The sequence below is a fragment of the Dysgonomonas sp. GY617 genome (assembly GCF_015233815.1).
Taxonomy (GTDB): domain Bacteria; phylum Bacteroidota; class Bacteroidia; order Bacteroidales; family Dysgonomonadaceae; genus Dysgonomonas_A.
In genome coordinates, this window is record NZ_JADCLR010000021.1 from 300,798 (window position 1) to 316,657 (window position 15,860).

Sequence of the window (15,860 nt, forward strand, 5' to 3'; positions counted from 1 at the left end):
AATAGCCAGAAATAGGACTTAAGACTTGGGTTTCTTTACTAAATAGTAAATATTGGCATCCGTCATACTTCCTGAATAATAGAAGGCAATTACAATTCCTGATTTTGATTTACAACCACCAATGTAACCACTATCTCCATTATATGAACCATTCTGTCTAGGTAATTTAACAATTCTCAATTCTTCTCCCATATTATCATTTTTAGCATCTTTCTCAGAAGCTACAGAAAGCAAAATACTTGAGTAACCATCCTCTTCCGGATATCTACTATGATGCAAAAATTCGATCTTTTTAGATTTTTCATAGAAGATTAGTTGTCCATTAGCTTCATTCATATTAAGTATGGACTTGGATGGTACAGGTAATTCCCATGTTAGCCCCCCATCGAAGCTTCGAGTAAAGTATGCTGGAATTTTTGTTGAATATCCTGCATCTCCAACCGTACTCCGTAAATAACATATTATTGTTCCATCAGATAATTCACACCACGCTGGCTCAGTATGTTTAAAACATTCTGACACTGAAGCAAAATGCCAAGTAACAGCATTATCATCTGAATAAAGGATTCGAGTTCTCCGGGTTTCAGGATGGCAAGCCAAGGTTAGTATCCTCCCACTTTTGAGGAGTAAAAAACCTGTTACATCACCATTAAAAGCTTTTACTCTTTCATTACCTACAAGCATATCCGTTCTTGACCAACTTTTCCCTTTATCACTAGAACGATAAATATCACTACCTATTATTGATCCATTAGAATTATTGAATAAAGCAACTAAAGAAATATAATCCCCATTTGCAGCAATACCACTAGCTTGGGTCTTACAACTAACTCCCTCGGCTTCTCGATCTGCAACAACCAAAAGGTCACTAAATCCACCCTCAATATCTTTAAATCTCATAGCAACCCGGTTATGAGTCAACATATGTCCATTTTTTATATTGTAAAAAACAACAGCTTTATCCAGCGATTTATCATATGCAACATTAGCATGAGTCCAGCTAGAATGTGTTCCATATAATGGCTGATTTTTATCATTACTCTCAAAAGCCACTCCCATATTAACATAAGGTGAATTTTGATAATCAATTGGTTCTGGTACCTGAGAATTTAAATCATCTGGTGTACACGAGATGAGAAATATTAACAACAAAAAATTCAAAAATAATTTCATAGTTAAAAGATGGTTAAATTTATTTCCTTTTATATGCATTTTTACAATATTTCCGAAAGTCATCATCGTTTTATAGAAAACAGTAGTATCTCCTTTAATAAAACCACAATTAGACTTATTTTCAATATCAACTAATCTTAATTTATCCAGATTAAAACATTACAGTCGGAGTATTTTTTCACAAATAAGCGAACATTATAAGAATTTATAAATCCAACGTCTCCGGTTATTAAAATATTACATTGTGAATTCATCATATAAACTTTACCTATTAAAAAATAGGATTAAACAGTCTTCATTATCTAAGACTAAATAGAATAAAAAACCAATCATTTATTTAAGTATTTATTATATAAAAAATCTTTCCCTATAATAAAGCCACAAACTCCGACAAGAGTAATAAAAATAAAACTCAGAACAATTAGTTTTTTATTCGGTTTTTCTGGAATTAAGGGAACAGTCGCAGGTTGAATAATAGTATATACAGGTGTTGTGTCTTGAACTTTCACTTTTGCCAATTGTAATTGCTGAGCCATTTGATTATACACACCATATGCTAAGGAAACCTCATTTTGTAATTTTTCTTGATTTACTCTATAACTTGCTAAAACGATATTCTGATTTTCATCCAAATATTTTGCATATTTTTGTTGAAGATCTGAGTAATCTTTTTTGGCTTCAAGATATAATCTTTCTGTAAAAGAAAGATCTTGCCTTGCTTTTTGTGTGCGATAGCTTATTATGTAGGATTGTAAATAAGACGTTAATGTATCAGCTACTAATGCAGAAATTTCTGCATTTTGCATCGTTGACCTTAATGTAATAATTCCTGTTTTCTTATCAACAACAACACCAATTCGCCCTTTTATATTATTAAAAACACTTGTTTGCTCCTTATTTAAAGAAAAGCCCATCACAGGTTGCTGCTCCTCCAGACTACCATCACTTCTAGACACTAAATCAATTAATCCAAAAGGAAGCCGCATTATTTTAGCCCACCAGCTACTCTTCTGGTTATCTTTTATATAATAATACAAAGTAGTATCAATACTATTTTCTACATCTCTAACCTTAATATCAAAAAGACCAATAATGAAGGGGGTAGATTCTGCTATATTAGGATATAGTTCTGGAGACATTTGACCTTCATTAACAGCTCCGCCACCTAAGTTCAAACCTGCCATAGCAGCCAATGCTCCCACACTCCCTGCACTTGATGATGAATTAGCCTCTGGAGCTAAAATCACTGTTGAAGTATACTCTTTAGGAATACTAAAAGCAATTACAACTCCAAACAATAATCCAATAAGAAATCCTTTCAAAATAAACTTACGCTTCTCCCAAAGTTTTTTCCCTAAATCTATCAAATCAATCTCTTTTTCTTGATTTGATACTTTTTCTATATTAGTCTCCATGCTTATTTCATTGTATTAATTAGTACTCCAATAAGACTAGCCATAGAAACAACACTTGTACTCAAACTAAGAATTTCTGGCAATGATAATTTTCGTGCTTGCTCCTTACTAGGAATTATTATTTCACTACCTGGTTGAATAGCGTTCCTATCTCCTCCTTTAACTTTGCTTACTGTACCATTCATATAAATGACGAATGACCTGTTCTTTTTAGCGTTATCAGAGTATCCTCCAGCTTGATTTATATAATGAGCTAATTTCTCTCCTTGTTTAAAAACAACAGTGTTAGGATACATTACTGCACCATTTATCTTAACTGTATTGTCATATTCAGGGATAATTAATCTATCACCAGCTCTTAAAACCAAATCATAATCCGACCCAGGATTCAATAATGCTTTATCAAGCTCTATTCCGACACTATATGCATCTGCTAAATCTAATGTTCTTACAGAAATAGAATCTTTACCTCCCTGATTTGCGACTTTTAGAGCAGCTTGCGATCTAAATATTTCCTCCTCCGAACGCATTCGAAGAAGTCTAGCTCCTTTTGCATAAGCATCAGCTGTAAGATTACCCGCTCTTTTTACTATGTCTGAAATTCTTTCTGTTTTCCGATTCAGAGCATATGCACCGGGAAATAATAATTCTCCATTTACAAAGACATTCTGTTGCTCATGATATCCAGGGCTCCGTCGTACATACACTTCATCGTAAGGTTTTAATACAAACCCTGGATCTCCATTTACAATATATCCATCTTTTAAGCTAAATGTATAATTTTCAGCTAATGTTCTGTTTATAGTTTGACTATGGGGATCAATAATTCTTCGAGCAATATCAACGCGAACGATAGATGCTGACTCCAAGAGTCCGCCAGCCTGGATTATTAAATCCTCTAAAGTTGTATTATCCGAGTATTTATAAGTACCTGGACGTGCTACTTCTCCATGTACCATAAAATCACCAAATTCTTTTAAATCATTGATGGATGGAATATAGAGAATATCATTTTTTCTCAATACAATATCATTTCCATTTCCATACAATAATTCACGAATATCAACAGGCAATGTTTCTAAAGTATAATCATCCCTTTCTCGAGTCAAAATAGCTCTATTAAGAAAAGCATCTCCTCGAAGGCCATCTGCTGCTGCTATAAGTTGTTTTACTGTAGTTATATTTTTGCCTATCTCATAATATCCTGTTCTGTAGATAGCTCCTTTTATTTCCACTCTATTTTCATAAAGATCGAGTCCAGAACCAATTGTGACAGCATCTTTGTCGCCTAAGATAAAATCTTGATATTCATCCTCAGTTAATGTGAATATTTTATTCTCTCCTCCAGTTTCACGGACAACCCTAATACTTTTAGTATAAGCATCACCTGTAAAGCCTCCTGCATAAGCAAGTAAGTCCTTTAGTGTTTCTTTTGAAGACATTTCATAGAACATTGGACGTTTAACTTTTCCCGAAATATTTACAAGAGATATGTAAGTTGGAACAATAATAACATCCCCATCAGTCATTCGGATATCATCATTCATCTTACCTTCTAATATATATTTGTAAACATCTAAAACTCGAAGAAGCTTTCCGTTTCTATAAAGTTTGATTGCACGTAGAGATCCGATTTTATTTACACCACCTGCTCTGTATAAAGCATGAAATACAGATGATAAAGAAGAAAGTGCATACGTTCCGGGAGCAACCACTTCTCCCATTACATTTATCTGTATAGTTCTTATTTGACCTAATGTTAGCTTTATTTGTGTAGATCCTCCGCCATTATCTAAACCAGAGTAAATATCTCCAAATTTTCGTTGTACATAATCATTTGCTTCCTTAACACTCATTCCATTCAGAAATATTGGACCCAAACGATCAACTGTAATACTTCCTTCTGCTGAAATAACTTGTCTAACCGAAGTCTGAGAAGCACCCCATATATCTATAACAACCTCATCACCCGGACCTAATCGATAGTCAATAGGAGTAGGAATATTGACATTTGGGCTAAACGTCAAGTTCTTTGCATTGAATATATTTTTACCGAAAATAACGATTGTATCTGAATCTTCAACTACAACAGGACTAATATTACTATTTACCTGATCTAAATCGCCGGCATTCAATTCATCATCTACACTCTCTTTTCTATCTCTTCTCAGCTCAGTACTACTCTTAGTACTAGTAGTTCCAGAGGTTTGCTTTTGTTCTTGTTGTTGTTTTATTCTCTCCAATTGAGCTTTTGTGACGCCTTGTTTCATCAAGTTTGTCGCAATAATTTGTTGTGAAGTACCCTTGTCGACCTCTTGCTTCACATAATTAATTATTTGATCATCTGACATTTGAGCAAACATCATATTGCTAGAGAGTAAAAAAAGGAATAAACAAAAAATAATCTTCTTCATGCGGTTCATGTACACTTTTAAATAGCTTATATGATTGTAATTAATTCTATTTTGATCCAATGCTTATATATTCAAACCCAATCTCACGTAAATCATTTCCATTATAAATATTACGTCCATCAATGACTAAGGGCTTTTTTACTAGCTTTTTTATGGCTGACCAGGAAGGTAATCTAAATTCATTCCATTCCGTAACCAAAAGAATTGCATCAGTATCTAACGTTGCATCGTAAATATCTTTTGCATATTCTATTTTATTTCCAATATGTTTTTTTGCTTCATCTATAGCTATTGGGTCATATGCTTTTATCTTAACGCCAACCTCCAATAGTTTTTCTATTAAAACTAAAGATGGGGCCTCACGCAAATCATCTGTTTTAGGTTTAAAAGAGAGCCCCCAAAGAGCCACCGTTTTTCCTTTCAAATCACCATTATAATAATCGTTCAGTTTTTTAAATAGAACAGTTTTCTGATACTCATTAACAGCATCTACAGCCTTCAAAACTTGCATCGTATAGCCGCTGTCTTCTGCTGTTTTCACTAAAGCTTTTACATCTTTAGGGAAACAACTACCGCCATAACCACAACCTGAATACAAAAACTTCTTACCTATACGATTATCCGAACCAATGCCGGCTCTCACCATATTGACATCTGCTCCAACTATTTCGCACAAATTAGCTATATCATTCATAAAGCTAATCCGTGTAGCCAACATTGCATTAGCGGCGTATTTAATCATCTCTGCAGATGAGATATCTGTATAAATCATTCTATAATTATTTATAGTAAATGGTTTATACAAACGATCCATTACTTCTTTGGCTCGATCTGAATCTACACCAACGACAACACGATCAGGGTGCATAAAATCAGTGATAGCTGTTCCCTCCTTCAAGAATTCGGGATTAGAAGCAACATCAAATATAAGATCAGTAAGACCTCTTTTATCCAATTCTTCTTGAATTGTTTCTTTTACAAGTTTAGCTGTACCAACAGGAACAGTGCTTTTTGTAACCACAAGTACATATTTTGTCAAATAACGACCTATAGTTCGAGCAACTTCCAATACATATTTTAAATCTGCACTGCCATCCTCATCCGAGGGTGTGCCGACTGCACTAAAAACAATATCAACATCATTAAGTATAGCACTCAGATCTGTCGAAAATTGCAAACGTCCTGCTTGATAATTGCGAATAACCATATCCTCCAAGCCCGGTTCGTAAATTGGAATAATTCCTTTTTTCAGGTTTTCTATTTTATTGGAATCCGTATCGACACAACGAACGTGCATACCCATTTCCGAAAAACAAGTACCCGTTACTAAACCAACATATCCGGTTCCAACAATTGCAATCTCCATAAATCAATATAAGCCCTATTTCGAAATAGTAGCAAACAAAAGTATAATAATAATACTTAAGAAAGAAAACAAAATTTTAATAAACCATATCAGGTATGATATTTAACGGAATATATAAACTCTGATCCTTATCTAATAAAGTATTATTTTATCTTTGTAAATTATTCATAATTTAGATCAATAACCTTCAACAATATACAAGGTCATGGTTAATAAACGGAGTTACTCGTTTTTTATTATTTTTTGTTTGTCTTTTATTGCAGTAGTGGCACAAAAGACAGACCAGTGGGCTTCTCAGATATCTTACTCTGCTGATATAAAAGAGCTAGAAAAAAATGGAAATACTATCTATGCAGTAACTGATGGAAAGCTTTTTAGCTACAATCATTCGGATGGAAGCTTGAATGAATACATCAAAAAAGAAGGGGGAAATACTGATATTAAACACATAGTATACAGTAGCAAACATAAATGCCTACTTATCACTCGTGCTGATGCTAACATAGAACTTTGGTTTGAAGATAAATCTCACATCAACATTTCTGATTTGAAGAACTCAACTCAGAATCTGGAGAAAACGATCAACAAAGTATTTATTTATGAAGATTTTGCATATTTAGCAACTGATTTTGGTTTTCTAATAATTAATCTGACAGACAAAGAGGTCAAGGAATCAGGAATATTCAACATCCCTTTTTATTCTATACTCGTTTATGACAACAAGCTATATGCAGCTACACAAAAAGGGATTTTATACATAGACATTACCGACAATGCTCAGGATATTGCTTCTTGGAAAAATCTTGAGGTAAGTACACACAATACTGATCCTAATAATACATTTGAAGATAACGAGATTCGAGATATCCTCGTATTCAAAAACCAACTCCATTTTCTTGTTCCTCAAAAAGCAATTTACAGAATGGATAGCCCCACATCTCTAAAAACGGTATTAGCCAGAAAAGATTTACAGTCCATACAGCATTCTCAAAACGATCATATGATTGTAATGGCTGACAATGCATTTTGGGATTACGAGGATTTAGATAAAAATACAAAAATAGATATCGATAAACTTACTAGTGTAATTCCAAATGGCAATACTACTAGCGAATATTGGCTAGGATCATCCGGAAACAACCTATCACTAATTAAGGCTAATGGGAATAGCCCTGAATATGTGAAACGATGGATTGCCCCTCGGGGACCTGTATCTAACTATCCATTTTCACTCACCTTCCAAAACAAGCAATTAATAGTTTCCGGTGGAGGCTACTTTCTAAACGGAGTAGATAAGTCTGTAAGGATGAATAAGCCTGCAAGTATATCCATCTACAAAGATTCTAGATGGACAAATATTTACCCAAGTGATATAAGCAACGCAAGTGGTATTAATGCACAAGATTTAGTATATGCAGTGAGCGACCCCACCAATCAGAATCGCATATTCGCTAGTAGCTGGGGCGAAGGCTTGTATGAATTCGAAGGAGCTAAATTTCAGAACATATACAACGAATCGAATAGTACCATAGAACCCATTATTTTAGAAGACTACAAAACAACACGTGTTAGTGGAATGGTTTTCGACAAAAACAGTAATTTATGGTTACTAAATTCGAGAGTCAAAAACATAATTAAAGTACGTTTAAAGAGTGGAGAATGGACACAGGTTCATTATTCTGATATTGCAAACGCAGCTACTAATCCTAGAAACATTGTAATTGATAGATATTCTAACAAATGGGTCACCTCTTTTGGAGGAGACAACTATCTCTTTATATTTAATGATAACGGAACTATTAACAACACCTCCGATGATAAATATATATACTTAAGTACCGATAGAGATAAAAACTACTTCATGGATCAAGATAGAAAGAGACTCAATATATCTGACATAAATACAATTGCTGAAGATATTAACGGACATTTCTGGCTGGGAACAGACATTGGTCCATTTCAAGTATATACTTCAAGTAATATCTTTACCAAAGAAATTATTTTTAATAAGATAAAAGTAGAGAGCGGAAGTGGATCAAATTCGGTAACTGGCTTACTAGAGAATGTAGCCATCAGCGCAATTGCCATAGATGGAGCTAACCGAAAATGGATAGCAACCCAAACATCGGGTGTTTATCTTATAAGTTCCGATAATAAAGAAACCCTTGAACATTTTACTTTAGAAGATAGCCCCCTACCCTCCAATAACGTAATGTCTTTAGCTATCGACCCCAATAATGGAACTGTATATTTTGGAACAGAAAGAGGTATTATGGCATATAAAGGTTTAGCCACAACGGGAGCAGACAGCTTCTCTGATGTATACGCTTATCCTAATCCTATACGCCCGGGCTATGAAGGATCGGTTACTATAACAGGACTACAATCTAATTCGAGAATAAAAATTACCGACTTGAAAGGAAATCTCATAAATGAAGGTAGATCTCTTGGAGGACAATATTCATGGAATTTACAAAATGCAAGAGGCAGACGTGTAGATACTGGGGTATATTTAGTATTTGGTTCTTCGGAGGATGGATCGGAAGGAGTGGTAACAAAAATAATGGTCGTTAATTAATTCATTTAGTCTATTTTACTCCAGTACAATTAGAATTTAAATCAAATTAATACGAATACTCGAAAACATAGAGATTCTTTTATCCGTTATAGTGAGATAAAAGAATCTTTTTTTAATTAAATAGTTCAATTTGTTACTTTTGTAAATAGTAACAGAGAATAACACATATTTTCATTTGAGTTTTCTAAAATACTCTTGGATTATAGAACTCTGGTAAATTTTATATAAGATGTGCTTATAAAAATAAATAAACAGGTGTGGAACCGCAATTTGAGTACGAATGAAAAAAACAATATATTGTCTACTGATCCTTTTTTCTATATGGTCATGTAATTCTACAAAACACGTTCCCGAAGGGAGCTATCTGCTAAAGGGATATAATATCGATGCAGATTCAAAAGCAATTGATGGCGCTTACTTCGAAAGCTTTATCCGTCAGCAACCCAATAATAAGATAAGATTAGCTATTTATAATATAGCCGGTCAGGATACAAGTAAATGGCTCAATCGCATTATAAAAAAAATGGGACAAGCACCCGTTTTATACAACCCTCAACAAACTAAAACTTCGGCAAATCAAGTAGCTAAAGAGTTGAGTAATCTGGGATACTTGAGAGCAGAGGTTGACACTCTTCTCAAAGTACAAAAGAAAAAAGTCACAGTTACTTATGATATACATAACAACGGAGTATACAAAATACGCAGCTACGATTACACCCTTGCTAATCCTACTATTGCAAAAAGTCTTGCTCCCGCAAAAAAATATACAAGCATACAACCAGGAATTACATTTAACCAGATTGACCTCGAAGACTCTAGAGTAAACCTAACATCCTATCTAAGAAATATAGGATATTATAAATTCTCAAAAGAATTACTTTATTACAAGGCTGATACCACTCTAAATGCACATCAGGTAGACCTTTTTTTGTCGCTTTATCCACCTAGAGACAGCACCTCATTTAAAAAGTTTAAAATAAGAAACGTTAGTATATTAAGCGGATTCGATCCGATGGCAAGAGGAAATGAAAAGCTATTCTCAGAAGTTGACACAGTCAATTATAAAGGAATAAATGTGATTTATGGAAAAAATAGATTCTTAAGAAAATCGACTCTTTACAGGAATAATGCTATACGTCCCGGAAAATATTATTCCGATATGGCATTTACACGTACTACCGGAGCTTTTAATGGCATTGGAGTCGTTAAACAAACCAACATACAGTTTACCGAAGTTAGCCACCCAAACGACAGTGTACAGTATATAGACGCACTTATAACTATTGCACCCGGAAATACTCACTTCTTTCAAACAGAAATACAGGGAACAAACTCGGCAGGAGATTTAGGTATTGCACCAAGTATTACCTATCAACATCAAAATTTATTTAATGGAGCCGAGATTTTAAGATTGAAACTAAGAGGAGCTTATGAGTTTATTTCGAATTCGAGCAACCCCGAAATGGCAAACCAAAACTTTTTTGAGATTGGAGCCGATGCTTCTCTTGCCTTTCCTCAATTTTTATTCCCTTGGTTAAAACCGAAGTGGAGAGAACAACCCTCTGCCAGTACACAGGTCTCTTTAGGTATTAATAACCAACATCGCCAAGAGTACACCCGACAGTTCTTTAATGCAACACTTACTTATAGATGGACATCCAATCAAAATAAATTTGCTCATAGCGTAAACCTTTGGGATATAAATTATATACGCATGCCTTGGATATCTAACGATTTTAAAGAACGGTTAGCTAACAGTAATCCCATTTTAAAAGAAAGTTACAAAGATCAATTGATTTCGCGTACAACATATAACATCACATATACTAATGCTAATAGTAGAGTAGGCAGAAGAGTTCCCAAAAATATATTCAGTATAAGAGCGGGGATAGATGTCAGTGGTCTTTTACCTCGTTTGGTAACAACATTTTATGATGCACCAAGAGACAGTTTAGGAGCTAAAAAAATATTGGGAATCCGTTTTGCCGAGTACATCAAAGGAGACTTAAGCTTTGCGCAAACACATACACTAAATACCAAAAATAGAATCGCATACCATATAGGAATAGGTGTTGCCTCTCCCTTTGGTAATTCAGCAGTACTACCTTTCGAAACAAGATATTTTGCAGGGGGAGCAAATAGTGTCAGAGGATGGGCTACCCGTGACCTTGGTCCAGGATCTTATGTTGCAGACAGCTCCGGAGTAAACGATTTCGTAAATCAAGTTGGGGATATCAAACTCGATATGAATATTGAGTACCGAAGCAAAGTATCAGAATATATTGAACTAGCAGGATTTATTGATGCTGGTAATATCTGGACAATGAAGAACTATAAAGAATCTCAGCCTAACGGACAATTCAGATTCAACAAATTCTATAAAGAGATAGCGTTATCTTATGGTGCCGGTGTTCGTTTCGACTTAGGATTCTTACTTCTCCGTTTTGACTATGGTATCAGAGCCTACGACCCCGGACGAGCAGTAAACGATCGCTGGGTTATTTTCAAGCCCGCTCTCAACAGAACAGCATGGCACTTTGCAATTGGATATCCATTCTAAAGATTTTTCTTAGCTAATATGATATACAAAAAATATCTACTTGGTGGATATAAAAATTTATTCTTCATTTAAGACACTCTGCTTTAAATATATAAGCATAAGATTACAAAGAGGCCTATTAAAAAAAATAGAGCCTCTTTTATCAACAAATCCAAAGAATTAATCGTTATTTAAGACCTTATCCATAAGCAGAAACCACTACAAATACCGTATTATAAAACACAAAAAAACGAAACCGAGTAAATTATCCTGATCAAAACATACATACCACACATGTCATGAAATTTCTTAGTAGCAGAAATTTATTTATATTTGGAGAACAAACTAAAGATTACAAGACCAATTACACAAATTAAATCCCTATAGTTACCAAACTATAAACTTAACACAATATGAAAAAAATAAAACTCCTTTTATTAGGACTTTTAGTGTCGACTTACTTTTCCTCATGTAGTAAAGATGAAAATTTTGATGTTATAAACTTCCAAATCAGCAGTGACACAAATTTTGTAGATAACAGAGAAGCTATTGCCATTGCAACAATGTTCGAATTTCCAATTGACAATACAAAATCTTCAACAAGAAGTACGAGTACCTATCTGGAAGTAGATAACATAACACCCATCGGAAACGAAAAAAAACCATCCTTCTATATTGTTAATTATAAAAACAATAGTGGCTTTTCGATTATTGCAGGAGATAAAAGAGCAGATCCGGTTTTAGCATTCTCTACAGAAGGAAATTTTAATCTTGATTTAAAAAATATGCCAACAGGCTTAATTGAATGGCTTGACAATACTGATGCATATATTAGTGAAATCCGGATAACAAACCAAAGAATAAATCAGATTGAAGATCAACAAATACCCCAAGAAATAGATCCTTGCAATGATGAAGTCATTCGAGTAGGCCCTCTTCTCAAAACAGAATGGGGGCAATACAACGGATACAATAATAGAGTTCCCAAAACTGGATGTGATAAAACTTGGTATAATCCTGAAGGAAAAGCTCCAGCTGGTTGTGTAGCTGTTGCCACTGCACAAGTAATGGGATATCATAAATATCCAAAAAGCTTCAATTGGAGTGTAATGCCTGATACATATGGGAGCGATGAAACAGCCATATTAATGAGAGACTTAGGAATATATTTAAAGATAGACTATAAGTGTGATGGCTCAAGTGCCTATGTTAGCGATATTCCTAAAACATTAAAATCATTAGGATATAACTCTGCTAAACATAAAAGCTATGGTACTAGTGACTATCATCTAGTTATTAATCAGATAGATGCTAAATCACCTGTTATATTAGGTGGTGCTACAGATTCAGTATGGGGAACCATAGGAATATACCCAAATGGACATGCATGGGTATGTGATGGATACTCTAGACATAAATCATGCAACCCAAATGGAGGATTCTCTTCAGCATTATTTTTCCATATGAATTGGGGATGGGATAATGGACTATACAATGGATGGTTTGATCATGGTAATTGGGCTCCAGAAAGAAATAATAATGGCTATAACAATAGGACCGAAATCGTGTACGATATTAAACCATAATACAAACAACAAAATTTTAAATATACATATATGAAAAAGCTAATAGTAACAATAATATTAATAATGCCCCTATTATTTGCATGTAGTAATGACAATGAATTTAGTGTGATAGCAGTTCAAAAATTTTATATTACGGATATAAAAGGAAATGATTTATTAAATCCGAATACCGAAAATGCGATCAACATAGATAGAATAAAAATATATTATCTCATTGATGGTAATAAAATTGAATGCTCAAAGTATAATGCAGGAAACGGATACTCTCTTGATTATCCCAAAGGATATAGAATTTACTCTCCTGAAGAATTGAATGAAAAGCAATATACAATGGTACTTTTTCTAAACAATGAGGTAACAAAAGATAATTTCTCTTACACATATATAGAATTTAATGAAGACCGCACTGATACAATTAAGAGTATAGTCAAAAGAGAAACAAACATTCTTAGCTGTATAATGACATCATACAATGATTCTATATGGAATCCTACAGGTGATAATCCAACATTTACAATAATAAAATAGAATATGAAATACCGATTAATCTCTTTATTTTTGATTTTAATTTCAATTATACCTGTATATTCTCAATGGGGTATAAAAGGAGGATTGAATGGCGATTGGATTAAACCTCACTTTTATAGTAATCCACGCTTAGGTTTTCACTTAGGAGTGACTTACGATTTCCTTCTATCAGATAAGTTATACCTACAACCCGGATTATTATTTACAACTTTAGGTAAAAACAGAGAAACTGCTTTTAACCCTTCTGCTGAACAAGGAAAAGGATTTATAGAAATCTACGCTCTTGAAGCACCTCTGCAACTGTCATTCCGCCCTCCAATTGGAAAACAAGCCAATTTTGTGTTAGATATTGGCCTTTATGTACGACAGGGTTTATTTGGAAGAGATCATATGACATATAACTCTGAAAATACAATAAAAAAATCACCATTCAATCAATTTAATCGCTCTGATGTAGGATTCAATATTGGAGCTGGGTTCTTATTTAATCGCATATATACAGGACTAATATATCAACAAGGGTTAACTGATGCAGAAAAAGATGGATCATCTCAACATACATCATTTCGACTAAGTCTAGGATATAAACTTTAACAATACTTAAGATAAGTCTCTGAAGAAAATATCAGGGACTTTTTTATTTAAGGTAATGCTTAACTTCTAAAAAATATAGAGTTGCTAAATTTTAATAAAACAATTAGTTCAAACCAATTAAAAATAAGTATATTTGCATGCAATAAAAATTTAAGGTATAGTCTTATGTCATTTATTGCAGATAAAATAGTTATGGATGGGCTCACTTTCGACGATGTACTGTTGATACCTGCCTACTCCGATGTTCTTCCCCGAAATGTCGACCTCTCGACAAAGTTTTCAAAAAACATAACATTGAATATCCCTTTTGTCTCAGCGGCAATGGATACTGTTACAGAAGCTAAGCTAGCTATTGCTATTGCCCGTGAAGGCGGTATAGGTGTTATTCACAAGAATATGACTATACAGGAGCAAGCTCAGCAGGTGAAATACGTAAAGAGAGCTGAGAATGGTATGATCTCTAATCCCGTGAGTATAGAAAAAGACAAAACCGTAGGCGCTGCCTTAGCACTGATGGCTGAGTACAAAATTGGAGGTATTCCCGTTGTTGATACTGCAAACAAACTGGTAGGTATTGTAACCAATCGCGACCTTCGTTTCCAAAGAGATATGAGTAAGCTGATTGCAGATGTGATGACTAGTGAAAACCTAATCACTACAAAACAATCGACTGACCTTGAAGCTGCTGCTGACATTTTACAACACCACAAGATTGAAAAACTTCCTGTGGTGGATGCTAATAATACATTAATAGGACTTATTACATATAAAGATATCACCAAAGCGAAAGACAAACCTTTTGCTTGTAAAGACGAATTTGGTCGTCTTAGAGTTGCCGCAGGTGTTGGTGTTACTCACGATACTTTAGAGCGTGTAACAGCCTTAGTGGAAGCCGGAGTAGATGCTATTGTTATTGATACTGCACACGGGCACTCAAAAGGTGTAACCGAAGTATTGAGACTCGTAAAAAAGACATACCCCGATGTAGATGTAGTAGTAGGAAATATAGCTACGGGCGAAGCTGCTAAATATTTAGTAGAAGCCGGAGCCGATGGTGTAAAAGTAGGTATAGGTCCCGGATCAATCTGTACAACACGTGTAGTAGCCGGAGTAGGTGTACCTCAACTATCAGCTATATATGATGTAGCAAAAGCTCTTGAAGGAACAGGTGTTCCTTTGATTGCAGATGGTGGACTTCGTTATTCGGGAGATATCGTAAAAGCTCTTGCAGCAGGAGGATACTCTGTTATGATGGGATCGTTACTAGCAGGAGTTGAAGAGTCACCGGGTGAAACCATTATTTTCAACGGACGTAAATTCAAATCATATCGTGGAATGGGTTCATTGGAAGCCATGGAAAAAGGCTCAAAAGACCGATATTTCCAAGATATGGAAGCAGATATAAAGAAACTTGTTCCCGAAGGTATCGCTGCACGCGTACCATTCAAGGGTACTTTGTTTGAAGTTGTTTACCAAATGCTAGGAGGATTACGTGCAGGTATGGGATATTGTGGAGCAAAGGACATAAAAACACTACACAATGCCAAATTTACTCGTATCACGAATGCAGGTGTTGCCGAAAGTCACCCTCATGATGTAGCTATTACAAGCGAGGCTCCTAACTATAGCCGAGGCGAATAATATAAATAAAATAGAAAACATTAGAA

The 15,860-nt window shown here is 34.5% G+C and carries 10 protein-coding genes; 6 read left to right on the top strand and 4 right to left on the bottom strand.

From position 1 onward, the window contains the following. Positions 1-18: 18 nt before the first annotated feature. The 4 genes from IR022_RS11220 to IR022_RS11235 all read right to left on the bottom strand — a co-directional run bounded on the left by IR022_RS11220 (position 19) and on the right by IR022_RS11235 (position 6,368). Positions 19-1,059 carry a sialidase family protein gene (locus IR022_RS11220; protein WP_242053219.1) on the bottom strand — a complete coding sequence of 347 codons (1,041 nt, stop codon included), beginning with the start codon at positions 1,057-1,059 and terminating at the stop codon, positions 19-21. 443 nt (positions 1,060-1,502) lie between these two features. After that, positions 1,503-2,588: a Wzz/FepE/Etk N-terminal domain-containing protein gene (locus tag IR022_RS11225; protein ID WP_194203747.1), complete on the bottom strand. Its 1,086-nt coding sequence runs from the start codon at positions 2,586-2,588 to the stop codon at positions 1,503-1,505. Positions 2,589-2,590: 2 nt separating this feature from the next. Next, the gene (locus tag IR022_RS11230; protein ID WP_050708284.1) at positions 2,591-5,002 is read right to left on the bottom strand and encodes an SLBB domain-containing protein; all 2,412 of its coding nucleotides are present in this window, start codon (positions 5,000-5,002) and stop codon (positions 2,591-2,593) included. Between the two features lie 46 nt (positions 5,003-5,048). After that, positions 5,049-6,368, bottom strand: a complete 1,320-nt coding sequence (locus IR022_RS11235) for a UDP-glucose dehydrogenase family protein (protein ID WP_194203748.1) — start codon at positions 6,366-6,368, stop codon at positions 5,049-5,051. Positions 6,369-6,633: 265 nt separating this feature from the next. Here IR022_RS11235 and IR022_RS11240 point away from each other — a divergent pair, with 265 nt between their 5' ends. From IR022_RS11240 to guaB, 6 genes are all read left to right on the top strand, one after another. Further along, complete coding sequence (locus IR022_RS11240) at positions 6,634-8,946, top strand: hypothetical protein (RefSeq protein ID WP_194203749.1); 2,313 nt, start codon at positions 6,634-6,636, stop codon at positions 8,944-8,946. A gap of 280 nt (positions 8,947-9,226) precedes the next feature. After that, positions 9,227-11,506 carry a BamA/TamA family outer membrane protein gene (locus tag IR022_RS11245; RefSeq protein WP_194203750.1) on the top strand — a complete coding sequence of 760 codons (2,280 nt, stop codon included), beginning with the start codon at positions 9,227-9,229 and terminating at the stop codon, positions 11,504-11,506. Between the two features lie 392 nt (positions 11,507-11,898). Continuing rightward, positions 11,899-13,071: a C10 family peptidase gene (locus tag IR022_RS11250; protein ID WP_194203751.1), complete on the top strand. Its 1,173-nt coding sequence runs from the start codon at positions 11,899-11,901 to the stop codon at positions 13,069-13,071. A gap of 30 nt (positions 13,072-13,101) precedes the next feature. Continuing rightward, positions 13,102-13,599, top strand: a complete 498-nt coding sequence (locus IR022_RS11255) for a hypothetical protein (protein ID WP_194203752.1) — start codon at positions 13,102-13,104, stop codon at positions 13,597-13,599. A 3-nt stretch (positions 13,600-13,602) separates the two neighbouring features. Continuing rightward, entirely contained in the window at positions 13,603-14,193 is a 591-nt protein-coding gene (locus tag IR022_RS11260) for an outer membrane beta-barrel protein (RefSeq protein ID WP_194203753.1), read from the top strand. A gap of 165 nt (positions 14,194-14,358) precedes the next feature. Beyond that, complete coding sequence (gene guaB, locus IR022_RS11265; protein WP_050708264.1) at positions 14,359-15,834, top strand: IMP dehydrogenase; 1,476 nt, start codon at positions 14,359-14,361, stop codon at positions 15,832-15,834. Positions 15,835-15,860 lie beyond the last annotated feature (26 nt).